We start from the raw sequence: 15,598 nt of genomic DNA, 5'->3' as shown, positions 1-15,598 counted from the left end.
CCGGGCTTTTCTGTGCCTGAGAATAATGTGCCCAGGGATTTCCAGGTCCAGGAAGCTCCGTGCCTAGGAAGCTGTGGCGTACTCCGGGTAGTCCGTGTAACCGGCTGCGCCCTGCGTGTAGAAGGTGGAGGGGTCCATGGGGTTCAGCGGCAGGTCTTCCTGCCAGCGGTGCACCAGGTCAGGGTTGGCGAGGGCAGGACGGCCCACCACTACGCCGTCGCACAGGTCATTGGCGAGCAGGCCAATGGCTTCCTCGCGGGTGGTGACCATGCCGAAGCCCGAATTCAGCAGCACCGGTCCGCCGAAGGCCTTGCGCAGTTCCTGGACCAGGATGTCGGACGGGTCCTGGTGCAGGATGCTCAGGAACGCCGGCTTCAGCGGAGCGATTCCCCGCACCAATGCTGTGTATGTGGCCAGGACCTCGGCAGGATTGGTTTCCAGGGCGCCCTGGATATTGTGTTCAGGGGAAATGCGAAGTCCGGTACGGTCTGCGCCGATGGCTTCGGCAACTGCCTGGTAGACCTCGACGACGAAGCGGGCGCGGTTGTCGGGCGAGCCGCCGTACATATCTGTCCGCTGATTGGATTCCGCCGAGAGGAATTCGTGCAGCAGGTAACCGTTGGCACCGTGGAGCTCGACGCCGTCGAACCCTGCTTTCATGGCCGCGACGGCCGCCGCGGCGAACTCGGCGACGACGCCGGGCAGCTCGCCCGTTGTCAGGGCGTGCGGCACCGGGTAGGGCTGCTTGCCTTCATAGGTGTGGGTCATGCCGTCAATTGCGATGGCACTGGGAGCCACAAGCTCGCGGCCTCCGGTGATGCCGGGGTGGCTCACGCGGCCCGCATGCATCAGCTGGGCGACAATGCGTCCGCCGGCCGCGTGGACCGCGTCAGTGACATTCTTCCAGCCGGCAATCTGCTCGTCCGTGACAAGCCCGGGCTGGCCCGTGAAGCCCTGGGCCGTGAACGACGTATAGGTTCCCTCGCTGACGATCAGGCCCAGGGACGCACGCTGGCTGTAGTGCTCGGCCATCAGCGCCGTCGGGACGCCGTCCCGGCCGCTGCGGGTGCGGGTCAGCGGAGCCATGATCAGGCGGTTGGGCAGTTCAAGAGCGCCCAGGGTCATCGGTGAAAAAAGGTTCAAGGGTAAAGGCTCTTCCTGTAGATTGCGCTGGTGTTCAGCGTTCCAGTTCGCGTTGTGATGCAACGTTGTTGCTGGTGCAACTGGTTGGTATGCGCCTACTGGGCCAACCGGGACGGTGCGCTGAGTATTCCGCAGCTTCGGGTTCCGCAGCTTGGGTTCCATAGCTTTGGCGTTGCCCTCGGCTCGGTTCCGCAGCTTGGGCGTTGCGCCTCTCATGTGGGTGCCCCTCTCCTGTGTTTACCCGGCGGCGGGGCTAGCATGGGCGCCATGGCCACGACTGTTTATCATGTTGCTGCGTCCCTTGACGGCTATCTAACCGGGCCACGGCCGGCAGCGGGGCTCCAAGCAGCGGGCCCTGCGACGGGCGTGGAGGATGGCGGAGACTGGCTGTCGATTGTTGATCCGGCGTCGGTTGGGGCCATTGTCATGGGGGCGCAGACCTACCGGTCGTTCATCGAGGAAAACCCGGCCGCCTGGGCGTTCGGCACCATTCCTGCCTGGATCTTTACGCATCATGAGTTTCCCGGAATTCCGGGTGCCGATATCACCTTCGTCCGCGGTGACGTTGCCGAATTCCATCCGGATATTGCACACGATGCAGGCGTCAAGGACATCGGACTGATCGGCGGTGGCAACCTTGCCGCGCAGTTCCTGGATTCCGGACTCCTGGACGAGGTGGTGCTGACCCTTGTCCCCGTGGTCTTGGGCGGTGGGCGTCCGATGCTGCCGGTCAGCAATGCCACGGATTTCGCGGTCCTTTCCGGCAGTCGTTCCCACGGACCCGGGTTGGTCGAGCTGCACTATTCCTTTGCGCGTTAACGGATCCTTCGTGCATTAGTGCTGGTGTCAGCGGCCGCTAGTAATTGACGCTGCAAAAGTGAGTATAAGTCCGGTAGGGCAACCGCGTCAGGACTATTGAGTGGTGACTTCTAGGAAAATAGACTAGTAAACATGTTCGAATCGAGGCGGGCCCAAAGTGCGGAACCTCCACAAGAGAGTGTGGAGCCTGAACAAGGGTTTCCGGAAGTTTCCTCCTGGATGGAGCAGTTGGGCCGTTTTAGCGGCCACGAAATCCTGGACCAGCTACTTCAGGATCAGCACGTTGTAAGCATGGAACCCCCGCTGCAGACAGCTGCCTTCAACCCTGCGGCTGGAGACCCAGCCGGAGTGAGGCGGGCGGACGCCAACCCGGCTCAACTCATCGATCAGATCCGGGCCTTGGAGGAGTTGAAGGCAGCTGCCTCAGCGGCGCAGGTCCGGGTCACCGCGGTCTTTGACGCCCTGACCCGGCAGGCCCAGGCCACAGCCGGGTTGAAGGCCGATCAACTCGGTAAAGGGGTCGGGGCTCAGATCGGGCTGGCGCGGCGGGAGTCTCCGAACCGCGGCACCCGGATGCTTGGCATTTCCCGGATCCTGACCCGGGAAATGCCGCATACGCTGCACGCCCTGACCCGGGGAGTGATCAACGAGTGGCGGGCCACCATCCTGGTGAAGGAAACCGCCTGCCTGTCCCTGGAAGACCGGCAGCGCATCGATGAGCAGGTCGCCGGGAACCTGGCCGAGCTGGAATCCCTGGGGGATAACCAGTTGATTGCCCGGACCAAGACCCTCTCCTACGCCCTGGATCCGCACAGCGTGGTGAACCGGGCGTCCAAGGCGGCCTCGGAACGGTATGTGTCCTGCCGTCCGGCACCGGACACCATGACGTATCTGACCGGGCTGTTGCCGGTCGCCCAGGGCGTGGGGGTGTTTGCGGCGCTCACGCGGGAAGCGGACCGGCTGCGGGCGGCCGGGGATTCCCGCACGAAGGGCCAGATCATGGCCGACACCCTGGTGGAGCGGGTCACCGGCCGGGCGAAGGCCGAGGATGTGCGGGTTCAGGTGCAGCTGGTGATGACGGACCGGGCCTTGTTGGCCGGGTCCGCGGAGCCGGCGGTGCTGCCCGGATACGGGATGGTTCCGGCGCAGTTCGCCCGGGATTTGGTGCGGAAGACAGGCAGCCGCACTGATAAGGCCACCCGGACTTGGCTGCGGCGGCTGTACACGGAGCCCTCCACCGGCCAGCTGGTCGGGATGGACTCCCTGGCGCGGCTGGTGCCGGAGGGTTTGGCACGGTTCATTGCGGTCCGGGACCAGGTTTGCCGGATGCCGTGGTGCGGGGCGCCGATCCGGCACTTCGACCACATCAAACCATTCCGCGACGGCGGCACAACCAGCGCAGAAAATATCCAGGGCTTATGCGAGGCCTGCAACCAGGCCAAGGAAGCACCGGGCTGGAGCGCGGCCGTGGTGACACAACCCGCTCCTGGCAACACGGGCGCAGCAGCCGCAACCAGGCACACGGTCGAGACCATCACACCCACCGGACACCGCTACGGATCCACGTCACCACCGCTGCCAGGAGCCACGGAGTCTGCTCAGTCCGAATCCGACTCCAATGAGCACCTCTTTAATGAGTCAGTCTCCGCAGCGGAGGCAATCATTAGACCGTTCACCGTTGTTCCGCATCCGGACGGGCTGTTTCCGTTGCAGTTCATCGATTTGCGGGCGGCATGATCAAGAACCCGGCGAGCAAGAACCTAGCGGGCGTCCCGGAGCATGTTCGTCATCCGGGCGGTGCTGAGCCGGCGTCCCTGCTCGTCGGTCATGACAATCTCGTGGGTCACCAGGGTTCCGCCGAGATGGATTGCAGTCGCAGTACCGGTCACGAGTCCGGACGCAACCGCGCGGTGGTGGGTTGCGTTGAGTTCAATCCCCAAGGCCTGCCGCCCGGGACCACCATGAATCGCGGCACCGAACGAGCCCAAAGTCTCGGCCAGTACCAGATGGGCACCGCCGTGAAGGATGCCGGCCACCTGCTGGTTGCCCTCCACCGGCATCGTGGCCACCAGTCGTTCCGCCGACATCTCGGTGAACCTGATACCCAGCTTCACCACCAGGGATCCAGGGCCGTGAGCGCTCAACCAACCGTGCATCTCGGACGGGATCCCAGCCGCCACCAGCTCCTCCGTGTAGTCCCGGGGAGCCTCGGAGGGGGCGCCGGCGCCCGGCGTGAAATTGTCGCTCATGCCCACTAGGCTTACATCTGTGAGTGAATCTACCAAACTGGCCGATGTACAAGCAGAAATCCCTGCCGAAACCGTTCTCGACGGGGTAGCGGAACCCGGTTCTGCACCCGCACCCGAAGCGCTCGGAAACGCTTCAGCGGGAGGGCACAGCCGGTTGCTGGTGATTGATGGACACTCCATGGCGTTCCGTGCCTTCTATGCACTTCCCGCCGAGAATTTCTCCACCGACACCGGTCAGCACACCAACGCCGTCTACGGCTTCACCTCCATGCTGATCAACCTCATCAAGGAGGAGAAGCCCACCCACCTGGCGGTGGCCTTCGACCTCGACACCCCCACCTTCCGCTCCGAGGAGTACACCGAGTACAAGGGCGGCCGGAACAAGACGCCCGAGGAGTTCCACGGCCAGGTGGACCTCATCATCAAGGTGATGGAAGCCATGCGTATCCCTACCCTCTCGATGGACGGATACGAGGCAGACGACATCCTGGCGACCCTGGCCGAGAAGGCCTCGGCCCGGAGCTGGGACGTCATGGTGGTCTCCGGCGACCGGGACGCATTCCAGCTCGTCGATGACCGCGTCACCGTGTTCTACCCGAAAAAGGGTGTCTCCGACCTGCCACGGATGGATGCCGCCGCGGTGGAGGCCAAGTACCTGGTGCCGCCGGACAAGTACTCCGACCTGGCCGCCTTGGTGGGGGAGTCGGCAGACAATCTTCCGGGCGTTCCGGGCGTCGGACCCAAGACCGCAGCCAAGTGGATCAAGCAGTACGGCGGGCTCGAGGGCATCCTGGAGAATCTCGACGCCATCAAGGGCAAGGTCGGAGACTCGCTCCGCGCCAACATTGAAGACGTCAAGCGCAACCGCCGCCTGAACCGGCTGCTCCGCGACCTGGACCTGCCGGTGGATCTCGATGCCATGGTGGCGCAGCGTCCGGACCGCGAAGCGGTCGAGGAACTTTTCGACGCGCTGCAGTTCAACGCCCTGCGCAAGCGGCTCTTCGACATTTACGGTGAGGAGGAAACGGCTTCTGCGGGAGCCGAACTCACCCCTCCCGCGCATGTCGTCATCACAGACGCGGCCGCCCTGAAGGACTGGATCGCTTCCACCAACCAGGCCAAGACCGCCGTCCAGCTGGTGACCGAGGGCGCCGCGGGAGGACGCGACGTCGTCGGCCTCGCCCTGGTGACGCACACCGTGGCCGCTTATGTGCCGCTGACCGAGATCGACGCCGATACCGAGCAGGTGCTCGCCGGCTGGCTCGCGGACCTGGACGCGCCGAAGGTTGTGCATGACTTCAAGGATGCCTACAAGGCGCTGGCCGCCCGCGGACTCCACCTGGCCGGCGAAGTGGATGACACCGCCATTTCCGGCTACCTGATCCAGCCGGACCGGCGCAGCTATGACCTCGCGGACCTGAGCCTGCACCACCTGCGGATGTCCCTGGCCACGTCCGCTCCGGGCTCCAACCAGCTCCAGCTCGCGCTCGAAGAGGAAGATGTTGCTTCCCCGGCCGTGATGGAGGCCTTTGCGGCGCTGGCTCTGAGCGACCACTTCGCCGGCCAGCTGGTGGACCGCGGTGCCAACCAGCTCCTCGGTGGGTTGGAACTGCCGCTCTCCGAGGTCCTGGCCGAAATGGAGCTGGCCGGCATCGCCGTCTCCACTGAAAAGCTGGAACGCCTGCTGGACGATTTCAGTGCAACCATCGCCCAGGCCAGCAGCGAAGCTTTCAGCATCATCGGCAAGGAAATCAACCTTGGCTCTCCGAAGCAGCTGCAGGTGGTGCTCTTTGACGAACTTGGCCTGCCCAAAACCAAGAAGATCAAGACCGGCTACTCCACCGACGCCGATGCCCTTGCGGACCTGATCATCAAAACCGGCGGGCACCCCTTCCTGGCCAACCTGATGGCTTACCGTGATGCCACCAAGCTGCGCCAGACCGTAGAGGGTCTGCGGAAGGCAGTGTCCGACGACGGACGCGTGCACACCACGTACGTGCAGACCGCGGCGGCCACCGGACGCCTGTCCTCAACCAACCCCAACCTGCAGAACATCCCCATCCGGTCCGAGGAAGGCCGGCGCATCCGCGAGGTCTTCACCGTGGGCGAGGGGTACGAAACGCTGCTGACCGCCGACTACTCGCAGGTGGAAATGCGGATCATGGCGCACCTTTCCGGTGACGAGGGCCTGATCCAGGCTTTCCGCGACGGCGAGGACCTGCACCGGTTCGTCGGCTCCCACATTTTCGGTGTCGCGCCGGAGGAAGTCACCAGCGCCATGCGCTCCAAGGTCAAGGCAATGTCCTATGGGCTGGTCTACGGGCTGAGCTCCTTCGGGCTGTCAAAGCAGCTGACCATTCCCGTGGACGAGGCCCGCACCCTGATGCGCGACTACTTCGACCGGTTCGGTGCCGTCCGCGACTACCTGCGCGGCGTCGTCGAGCAGGCCCGCAAGGACGGCTTCACCTCCACCATCGAAGGCCGCCGCCGCTACCTTCCGGACCTCTCCAGCGACAACCGGCAGCTGCGCGAAATGGCCGAACGCGCCGCCCTGAACGCCCCCATCCAGGGTTCCGCAGCGGACATCATCAAGAAGGCCATGCTGGGCGTGGACGCCGAACTGAAGGCGCAGGGCCTGAAATCCCGCATGCTGCTGCAGGTCCATGACGAACTGGTGCTCGAAGTCGCCTCGGGGGAACGGGACGCGGTGGAGAAGCTGGTGCGGGAGCAGATGGCCTCCGCAGCGGACCTGTCCGTCCCACTGGATGTTTCGGTCGGTATTGGTGTCAGCTGGCACGAAGCCGGGCACTAGGCAGGCGCCGGTGCACCCTGCTGCAGCGAGCGTTTCTGAGGGAGCATCAGATTACCCGCAGGAAAGTGTCCCCGGTGCTTTGACCTGAGTTGCACGCTGCGGCTAGACTGATCTGGCGCGTAATTGCGCAGTAGATTACCAATTCTGTCCATCTCCGGACAAACACGCACTGTCTTGCGGCAGGCCTCCATGGCTGTCCTAGTTCGGTGGGAGCCCATCCGGAATACAAAACAACTTCCACATCGGAGTCCCAACTACATGACCATCACCACCACCGAGAAGTCCGGTACCCCGCAGGTCGCTATTAACGACATCGGAACTGCCGAGGACTTCCTCGCCGCCATTGACGCAACGATCAAGTACTTCAACGACGGCGATCTCGTCGAAGGTACCGTCGTCAAGGTTGACCGCGACGAGGTCCTGCTCGACATCGGTTACAAGACCGAGGGTGTCATCCCTTCCCGTGAGCTTTCCATCAAGCACGACGTAGATCCCGGAGACGTAGTTTCCGTCGGCGATCTGGTCGAAGCTTTGGTCCTCACCAAGGAAGACAAAGAAGGCCGCCTGATTCTCTCCAAGAAGCGCGCACAGTACGAGCGCGCCTGGGGCGACATCGAAAAGGTCAAGGAAGAAGACGGTGTCGTCACCGGTACCGTTATCGAGGTTGTCAAGGGTGGCCTCATCCTGGACATTGGCCTGCGAGGCTTCCTGCCTGCATCCCTCGTCGAGATGCGTCGTGTCCGCGATCTGGCTCCGTACATCGGCCAGCAGATCGAAGCCAAGATCATCGAACTGGACAAGAACCGCAACAACGTTGTTCTGTCCCGCCGTGCATGGCTCGAGCAGACGCAGTCCGAGGTTCGCTCCACGTTCCTCAACAAGCTGGAAAAGGGCCAGGTTCGTCCGGGCGTTGTTTCCTCCATCGTCAACTTCGGTGCATTCGTGGACCTTGGCGGCGTAGACGGTCTCGTCCACGTTTCCGAGCTGTCCTGGAAGCACATCGACCACCCCTCCGAGGTCGTTGAAGTTGGCCAGGAAGTCACCGTTGAGGTTCTGGAAGTTGACCTCGACCGCGAGCGTGTCTCCCTGTCGCTGAAGGCTACGCAGGAAGATCCGTGGCAGACCTTCGCCCGCACCCACGCCCTGGGCCAGGTTGTGCCGGGTAAGGTCACCAAGCTGGTTCCGTTCGGTGCGTTCGTTCGCGTCGAAGACGGCATCGAAGGCCTGGTCCACATCTCCGAGCTGGCAGTCCGCCACGTAGAGCTGGCCGAGCAGGTTGTTTCCGTTGGAGACGAACTGTTCGTCAAGGTCATCGACATCGACCTCGAGCGTCGCCGGATCTCCCTGTCGCTGAAGCAGGCCAACGAGGGTGTAGACCCCGAAGGCACCGAGTTCGACCCGGCTCTGTACGGCATGGCCGCAGAGTACGACGAAGCCGGCAACTACAAGTACCCGGAGGGCTTCGACCCCGAGTCCAACGAATGGCTCGAAGGTTACGAGACCCAGCGTGCAGCTTGGGAGCAGCAGTACGCTGACGCCCAGGCTCGTTGGGAATCCCACAAGAAGCAGGTTGCACAGCACGCTTCCGAGGACATCGCAGCTGCTTCGGATACGTCCGAATCCGGCACCACGAGCTACTCCTCCGAGCCGGCCGTTGCTGAGACGGGTGCCGGCACGCTGGCTTCCGACGAAGCTCTCGCCGCTCTGCGCGAGAAGCTCACGGGCAACTAATTTCCCCTGGTTGAACTAACCGGTTGAAATAGCCAAAAAGCGGGCCCCCACTTCGGTGGGGGCCCGCTTTGCTGTGTCCTGTGAAAACCCGTGTCCGCTGAAGTCCCGCTAGGCGGAATCCCTGACCACCAGCGACGTCGGCAGCCGATGGATCCGTTCAGCGGCCCTGCCTTCGATCAGTTCCACCAACAGCTCCGCCATCTTTTCGCCCAGGGCGGCGATGGGATGGTGGATGGTGGTCAGCGCTGGACTGAGGCTGGTGGCGTACAGGTCGTCATCGAAGCCGACGACAGCGATGTCTTCCGGGATGCGCAGCCCGCGTTCCTTGATGACGGAGTAGGCGCCTGCCGCCATCTGGTCATTGGCAGCGAAAACCGCGTCCAGTGGCTGGCCGCGGTCCAGCAGCCGGCGCATCGCGACCGCCCCCGATACCACGGTGAAGTCACCGGTTTCGGCCAGTGAGTCACTCAGCCCGGCATCAAGGAGGGCTGAGCGCCAGCCCTGGAGCCGGTCCACGCCCGGAGGCATGTCCTGCGGGCCCGCGATGGTGGCGATATGGCGGCGTCCGCCCTCGATCAGGCGGGACGTTGCTGCCGATGCACCCTCCTCGTTGTCCACTTCCACGAAATAGCTGTTGGCGGCGTTGACCAGGGGCCTGCCCGCGAAGACAGTGGGCAGGGAAGCGTTCAACTGCGTCCAGGAGTGGTCTCCGCTGTGGTGGGAGACCACGAGGACGCCGTCCACGTTGCCGCCCAGCAGGTACCGGCGGGTCTTCTCCGGATTCGCCTCCGAAGAGGTCACCATGTTCAGCATGTAGTCGGTGGTGTTCAAATACCGGGCCACGCCTTCCACCACGGTGGCGAAAAACGGATCGGCAAAAACCTTCGACGTGGACTCCGGAACGAGCAGGGTCACCGTATAGGTTCTCCGGCTGGCCAGGGTCCGCGCCGCCCGGTTGGGGACGTAATTCAGGGTTTGAACCGCCTTCTCCACCGAGCTGGCCAGATGCGGGTCAACGGATGGTGCGCCGTTGACCACGCGCGACACTGTGGCCCGGGATACGCCAGCCAGGGCCGCCACCATTTCGAGGGTGGGGGTGGGCCTGTCGGCACCGGATTCAGCACTCACTTCTGGCTCCCTGCATGGTTGGGCCGGATTTGCGGCTGGAGGTCCATTTTATGGGTTTTCAAGCTACCGGAGCGGCAGCGTTGGCCCGGTCCGAATCCGCGTCGCGGCTGCGGCTGTCCGCTATCAACCGGCTGTAGGCCAGTCCGCTGTCCTTGATGGTGCGGAGCTGTGTCTCGTAGTCCACGCGGACAATGCCGAACCTGCGCTCATAGCCCCAGGACCACTCAAAGTTATCCAGCAGCGACCAGACAAAATAGCCGCGGACATCTGCGCCGGCGTCGATGGCCTGGCCAACGGCGGCGATGTGGTCGAGGATGAACTGCTTGCGCTCAATGTCCGGGACGCTGCCGTCGGAGGCGACGACGTCGTCGTACGCTGCGCCATTCTCCGTGATGTACAGCGGAGGCAGGGACGGGTACTCCTTCCCCAGACGGACCAGCAGTTTGCGCAGGCCGTCGGGATTGACCTCCCAATCCATCGCTGTGCGCGGCAGCCCCCGGCTCGGAAAGCTGATGTGCTCCGCACCGATCCAGCATGACGGCGCTTTGCGCCCCGAACCGCCGGAGTGCCCGTCCGCCCCGGAGGTGTCCGGATGCCCGCTGATCTGGTCATCGTGGTAGTGGTTCACGCCGAGGAAATCGATGGGCGCGGAAATGATCTCCAAGTCGCCGGGCCGGATGACCTCGGACAGGCCGAAGGGTTCCAGGTCCCGCAGGGAATCCGCCGGATAGGCCCCACGCAGGATGGGGTCGAGGAAAATGCGGTTCTGCAGGGAATCGAAGAGTCTCGCCGCTTCAAGGTCCACCGGATCGGCCGGGTCGCGGGGGATGGAGTTGCTCAGGTTCAGGGTGATCCCCACGTGCTGGGCGCCACGGCTGCGCAGTTCGTTAACGGCCAGGCCGTGGGCCAGATGCTGGTGATGCACAGCGGCGATGGCTGCGCGGGGCTCTTGGCGGCCGGGGGCGTGGACGCCTGATCCGTAGCCCAGCAGCGAGGAGCAGAAGGGCTCATTGAAGGTGGTCCAATGCTGCACCCGGTCGCCGAGAGCCGCGTAGACATCGTTGGCGTAATCCACGAAGCGGTAGGCGGTGTCCCGGTTGGCCCACCCGCCGGCTTCTTCCAGTGCCTGCGGCAGGTCCCAGTGGTACAAGGTCAACCAGGGCAGGATCCCGGCCTCAAGCAGTTCGTCCACGAGCCGGGAGTAGAAGTCCAGGCCCTTGGCGTTGGTGGTTCGGCCACCGGGCCGGACCCGCGCCCAGCTGGTGGAAAACCGGTAGGAATCCAGGCCCAGCTCCTTCATGAGCGCGACGTCGGCCGGCATCCGGTGGTAGTGGTCCACTGCAATGGCCGGTGTGTCCCCGTTCAGGACGTTGCCGGGGGTATGGGCGAAGGCGTCCCAGACTGAGTCCTCCTTGCCATCCTCGGCGGCGGCGCCTTCGACCTGGGCGGCCGCGGTGGCCGAGCCCCAGATGAATCCGTCCGGCCAGTTGTTCCCCTTCGGGGTGTTGTTCGTCATTAACCCTTCACTGCTCCCTGCATAATTCCGGATATAAGTTGTTTTCCTGCCACTACAAAGAGGATCAGCAGGGGGATGGTCGCCATGACGGCGCCGGTGAGGACCACCGAGTAGTCCACGTACCTGTTGGACTGCAGCTGGCTGAGGGCCGTCTGCAGCGTCGGGTTGCCGGGGTCGAGGACCAGCAGGGGCCAGAGGAAGTCGGTCCAGGCCATCATGAAGGTAAACAAACTGAGGATGGCCATGGCCGGCTTGGCAGCCGGCAGTGCCACATGCCAGAACGTCCTGATCATATTGGCGCCGTCCATACGGGCGGATTCGATGAGCTCATCCGGAATGACGTCCACGAGATACTGCCTCATGAAGAAGACACCAAACGCGGTGACGAGCGTGGGAATGATGACGGCGCCGATTTCGCCCGTCCAGCCGAAGGTCCTCATGACCATGAAGAGCGGAATGATGCCCAGCTGGGTGGGAATGGCCATGGTGGCTACGACCGCCACCATCAGGGCGGCGTTTCCGCGGAACCGGAGTTTGGCGAAGGCATAGCCGGCCAAGGTGGAGAACGTCACCACTGACACAGTGATGATGGTGGAGATCAGGATGCTGTTCCATAGCGCGGTCCAGAAGGGGATGGTGTCAAAGACCTCCCCGACGTTGGTCCAAAAGTTGCCGCCCGGAAGCAGCGGAGGCCATTCCAGCCCCAGCGCCTCATTAGACCGGCTGCCGACGACGGCGGACCACCACAGTGGATAGGCCGACCCCAGGAAGAATGCCAGGAGCAGGCCATAGGTCAGGTACCCCGGCCGAAGTGCATTGCCGAAGATCCGCTGGCTGAGGGGCCGCCCGGTGCGGGCGGGCACGGAAGCGGTGTGTTTCGGTGTGTTTTTTTCCAGGATGCTCATCTGCGTTTCCCTTCGGCGGCGGCGCGGCGCTGGGCCCGGTTTGCCGGGGCCTTGGTATCGGCTGACGCAATCCTCTTCGAGATGGAGAAGTTGACGATTCCGATGATGACGATCAGCACGAACAGCAGCCAGGCAATGGCGGAGGCCTTGCCGAAGTTCTGCCGCTGGAAGCCCATCTCCCAGAGGTAGAGCACCGTGGTCTGGAACTGGCGCTGGGCTCCGCCGGCATCGGTGGGATCGAAGAGCCGTGGTTCCGTGAAGATCTGCAGGCCGCCGATGGTCGAGGTAATGATGACGAAGATCATGGTGGGACGGATGCTCGGCAGCGTGATGCTGAAGAAGCGGCGGACTGCTCCCGCCCCGTCAATGGCAGCGGATTCGTACAGGTCACGGGGAACTGATTGCATGGCGGCCAACAGAATCAAGGCGTTGTAGCCGGTCCAGCGCCAGTTGACCATGGTGGCAATGGCAATATGGCTCGGTATGGTGTCCGTCCGCCACATGATGGGGTCAATGCCGAAGTTGCCCAGGATGTTGTTGATCAAGCCGTAATCCTCGCCGAACATGTTCGTGAAGATCAGCGCGACGGCCACGGGCGTGACGACGTAGGGGAGGAGGACGCTCATCCGCCAGAAGGTTTTGGCCCGCAGGTTCTGGTCCAGCACCGCAGCAATAACCAGGGCGCACACGAGCTGCGGAATGGAGGAGAGCAGGAAGATGCTCATGGTGTTGCGAAGCGAGTTCCAGAAGAACCGGTCCTGCAGCACTTCGATGAAGTTTGATATTCCCACGAAGTCGCCCTGGCCCTTGAGCAGGTGCCAGTCGTGCAGCGATACCCAGAAGGTATAGCCCAGCGGGAACAGGCCCACGAGTGCAAAAAGCAGGAAAAACGGAGAAATGTAGAGATAAGGAGAGAACTTTACGTCCCAGGCACTCAGCCGGTGCTTAAACGGGGACTTGGTTTTTTGCGGCAGCGCCGCTGGGGCAGGAGGCTTCAGGGTAACGGTCATGACTGGTCTCGCAGTCCATCTGGGGGGCCTCCGGCTGCGCCGGAGGCCCCGCGGTCGACGATGTGCTAGTTGTTGACTACGAGCTCGTTCAGGAGGGTAATCGCTTCGTTCCACGCGGCTTCACCATCGGCGTCGCCGGCGTCGAGCTTGCCCAGCGCGGCGCTGAAGACCTTGTCCTGGATGATCGAGTCCTCCGGACCCTTGAACTGAGCCTTCACGCCTTCCGCGCGCGACGCGAGGATTGCTCCGGTGGGTGCGTCGTTGAAGAGCGCGTTCGGTGTGGCTTCCTCTGCCAGCTGCTTCTGCGCTTCGACGGTGCTGGGGAAGTTGTTCGCCGCGGCGGACTGCTTCACCTGCTGCTCCGGTGCAGTCAGCCAGGCAGCGAGGGCTGCGGCCTCTTCCTTGTGCTCGGACATTTCCGGAACTGAGAGGAAAGCGCCGCCCCAGTTGGAGGCTCCGCCGGGGAACACATCGGCAAAGTCCCAGCCGGCTTCTTCGCCCGCATTTGCGGACTCGAGCTGGGTCTTGATGGTGCCAAGCATCCAGCCCGGGCAAACGAAGGTTGCAAAGGAGCCGTCGGTGAAGGCCTTGCCCTTACCCCAGTCCCACTTCTTCTCATTGGCAGACAGTCCTGCCTCTGTTCCGGCGGCCAGCTGCAGGAACTGCTCCTTCATGGCGGCATTGCCTTCGATGTTCAGCTCGCCCTCTGCGGTGTAGTAACCCTCTTCCATCTGGTTCACCATGGAGTTCCAGACAAACCCGGACTGGTCATACCAGGGGTTGCCCGTGGCGGCGTGGTACTGCTGGCCGATCTCGAAGTACTTCTCCCAGGTGGCGTCGTCTCCGCCGAAGAGTTCAGCGACAGCCTCGCGGTCACTCGGCAGCCCGGCGGCTTCAAAGAGCTTGCCGTTGTAGCACAGGCCCTGGGGCCCGATATCCGTTCCGTAGCCGATAACCCGGCCGTCCGGATCGGTGCCCTGGTTGAACTTCCAATCGACCCAGTTGTCCTTGATGTCCTCCGCACCGTATTCGTTGAGATCAACGAACTGATCGGAGACCTCCATGATGGAACCCAGCCAGCCTTCTTCGATGGCCACCACGTCGCTGAGGCCGGAGCCGGCAGAGATTTTGGTGAAGGCATCGGTGCGGGCGTTCTCACCACGGTCAATATTGGTGGGCTTGATGGTGATGCCCGGGTTGGCTTCCTCGTACTCGGCGTACAGGTCGTCATACCCGAAGGTTCCGAAGGTGGTCACGGTCAGCTCGACGGGATTGTCGGCGCTTGCCGCTTCCTTGTCGCCGCCGCCGCAGCCTGTGGCGAGCAGCGCCACGACGGCAGCACCGGCAATTGCCGCTGCGGGATGTCGGAAATTCTTCACGGTCACTCCTTTGTGTGTGGATAGAGCACATTTGATATCCCGGAGCAGTGGACCGTGCCGTGTGGAACTGGGAGGCCTGATCAACGGAAGCGGGAAGCGAAGGCGAAAGCGGAACAGAGTCGTACGCTCCGGTGGAAACGGGTGGAATTCCGTGTCCGTGTGAGAGAGCGCTCTCTTGACTTCACCCTCACCCTAGGAGTGATGGGGATCACTGTCAAGAGAGCGCTCTCTGAGATTTTTCGGCAGGCACGCAGGACGCTGGGCTTCCGGCCGGCGCTGACTCCGGTGGGCTAGGCTGATCGACGCCGCACACGACCACGCACCGTCCATAACCAGGGGGAAAACATGCCGGTGTCCAACGCCGGGCAGGCCGAGCCCGGGCCGCCGCCACCACCGCAGATGTATCAACCGACGCCGCAGGGACAGATGTACTCCGGGCCGCCACCACCGCAGATGCATCAACCGGCGCCGATGTATCAGCAGCCCCCGCCGCTGGCGTATGGCCAGCAGCCGCAGTGGCCGGACCCTGTGCACCGCCCCAAGCGGCCCGCCGCCGAGCTCGGGGTCCTCATTGGCGGTTCAGTTCTCATACTGGTCGTCGGAGGGCTGACGATGGCGCTTGGACTGTTCGCATGGGCCGGGATCTTCCTGGTCCCTGAGTACTCGAATGCGCCGCGGGACGAGGCCGCTGACCGGTTCCTGGCGTCCGTGCTCTTTCCGGGCCCGGTGGTGGCACTGGCAGCGGCGTGGGCAGGCTACGGAATCCTGCGCCGGCTGTCGCTGCGGGTGGCGGGGCTGGTCCTGTTCGGTGCCGTGCTGCTGGCTTGGCTCGTCATCCTTACCGTCGTCGCCGGACCGGTGCTGCTGTGAGCCGTGCCTATCCTGCGGATGCTTCCGGGCAGCATC

Annotated in this window: 12 protein-coding genes; 5 read left to right on the top strand and 7 right to left on the bottom strand. The window is 63.5% G+C overall.

The window, feature by feature from the left end:
- Nucleotides 1-63: 63 nt before the first annotated feature.
- Nucleotides 64-1,125: an alkene reductase gene (locus KKR91_RS09570; RefSeq protein WP_210229761.1), complete on the bottom strand. Its 1,062-nt coding sequence runs from the start codon at nucleotides 1,123-1,125 to the stop codon at nucleotides 64-66.
- Between the two features lie 285 nt (nucleotides 1,126-1,410).
- Between KKR91_RS09570 and KKR91_RS09565 the strand changes: the two genes are divergently transcribed.
- Entirely contained in the window at nucleotides 1,411-1,962 is a 552-nt protein-coding gene (locus tag KKR91_RS09565) for a dihydrofolate reductase family protein (RefSeq protein WP_210229013.1), read from the top strand.
- Between the two features lie 291 nt (nucleotides 1,963-2,253).
- Nucleotides 2,254-3,699 carry an HNH endonuclease gene (locus tag KKR91_RS09560; RefSeq protein WP_210229011.1) on the top strand — a complete coding sequence of 482 codons (1,446 nt, stop codon included), beginning with the start codon at nucleotides 2,254-2,256 and terminating at the stop codon, nucleotides 3,697-3,699.
- Nucleotides 3,700-3,722: 23 nt separating this feature from the next.
- Here the strand turns inward: KKR91_RS09560 and KKR91_RS09555 are convergent, their stop codons facing one another.
- Complete coding sequence (locus KKR91_RS09555; protein ID WP_210229008.1) at nucleotides 3,723-4,211, bottom strand: hotdog fold thioesterase; 489 nt, start codon at nucleotides 4,209-4,211, stop codon at nucleotides 3,723-3,725.
- 178 nt (nucleotides 4,212-4,389) lie between these two features.
- On the opposite strand from KKR91_RS09555, the gene polA reads away from it, so the two are divergent.
- Both polA and rpsA read left to right on the top strand, forming a co-directional pair.
- A complete protein-coding gene (gene polA, locus KKR91_RS09550; protein WP_237687611.1) occupies nucleotides 4,390-7,023 on the top strand; it encodes a DNA polymerase I in 2,634 nt (877 codons plus the stop codon).
- Between the two features lie 258 nt (nucleotides 7,024-7,281).
- Nucleotides 7,282-8,754: a 30S ribosomal protein S1 gene (gene rpsA, locus KKR91_RS09545; RefSeq protein WP_210229004.1), complete on the top strand. Its 1,473-nt coding sequence runs from the start codon at nucleotides 7,282-7,284 to the stop codon at nucleotides 8,752-8,754.
- Between the two features lie 108 nt (nucleotides 8,755-8,862).
- On the opposite strand, the gene KKR91_RS09540 is transcribed toward rpsA, so the two are convergent.
- The 5 genes from KKR91_RS09540 to KKR91_RS09520 all read right to left on the bottom strand — a co-directional run bounded on the left by KKR91_RS09540 (nucleotide 8,863) and on the right by KKR91_RS09520 (nucleotide 14,692).
- Nucleotides 8,863-9,837 (bottom strand): LacI family DNA-binding transcriptional regulator, encoded by a 975-nt coding sequence (locus KKR91_RS09540; protein ID WP_237686453.1) that lies wholly within the window; start codon nucleotides 9,835-9,837, stop codon nucleotides 8,863-8,865.
- A gap of 103 nt (nucleotides 9,838-9,940) precedes the next feature.
- Nucleotides 9,941-11,398, bottom strand: coding sequence for a GH1 family beta-glucosidase (locus tag KKR91_RS09535; RefSeq protein WP_210229000.1), 1,458 nt, complete (start codon nucleotides 11,396-11,398; stop codon nucleotides 9,941-9,943).
- Nucleotides 11,398-12,303 carry a carbohydrate ABC transporter permease gene (locus tag KKR91_RS09530; protein WP_210228998.1) on the bottom strand — a complete coding sequence of 302 codons (906 nt, stop codon included), beginning with the start codon at nucleotides 12,301-12,303 and terminating at the stop codon, nucleotides 11,398-11,400. Before KKR91_RS09530 ends, KKR91_RS09535 begins: the two co-directional genes overlap by 1 nt.
- On the bottom strand, nucleotides 12,300-13,313 hold the full coding sequence (locus tag KKR91_RS09525; RefSeq protein ID WP_210228997.1) for a carbohydrate ABC transporter permease: 1,014 nt from the start codon (nucleotides 13,311-13,313) through the stop codon (nucleotides 12,300-12,302). Before KKR91_RS09525 ends, KKR91_RS09530 begins: the two co-directional genes overlap by 4 nt.
- Nucleotides 13,314-13,378: 65 nt before the next feature.
- Nucleotides 13,379-14,692 (bottom strand): ABC transporter substrate-binding protein, encoded by a 1,314-nt coding sequence (locus KKR91_RS09520; RefSeq protein WP_210228994.1) that lies wholly within the window; start codon nucleotides 14,690-14,692, stop codon nucleotides 13,379-13,381.
- A gap of 471 nt (nucleotides 14,693-15,163) precedes the next feature.
- Here KKR91_RS09520 and KKR91_RS09515 point away from each other — a divergent pair, with 471 nt between their 5' ends.
- Complete coding sequence (locus KKR91_RS09515) at nucleotides 15,164-15,562, top strand: hypothetical protein (protein WP_210228992.1); 399 nt, start codon at nucleotides 15,164-15,166, stop codon at nucleotides 15,560-15,562.
- Nucleotides 15,563-15,598: the final 36 nt, after the last annotated feature.

Source organism: Arthrobacter jiangjiafuii (genome assembly GCF_018622995.1).
Lineage (GTDB): Bacteria > Actinomycetota > Actinomycetes > Actinomycetales > Micrococcaceae > Arthrobacter_B > Arthrobacter_B jiangjiafuii.
Note: the sequence above shows the minus strand (reverse complement) of the source record. Positions and strands in the feature narration are given on the sequence as shown.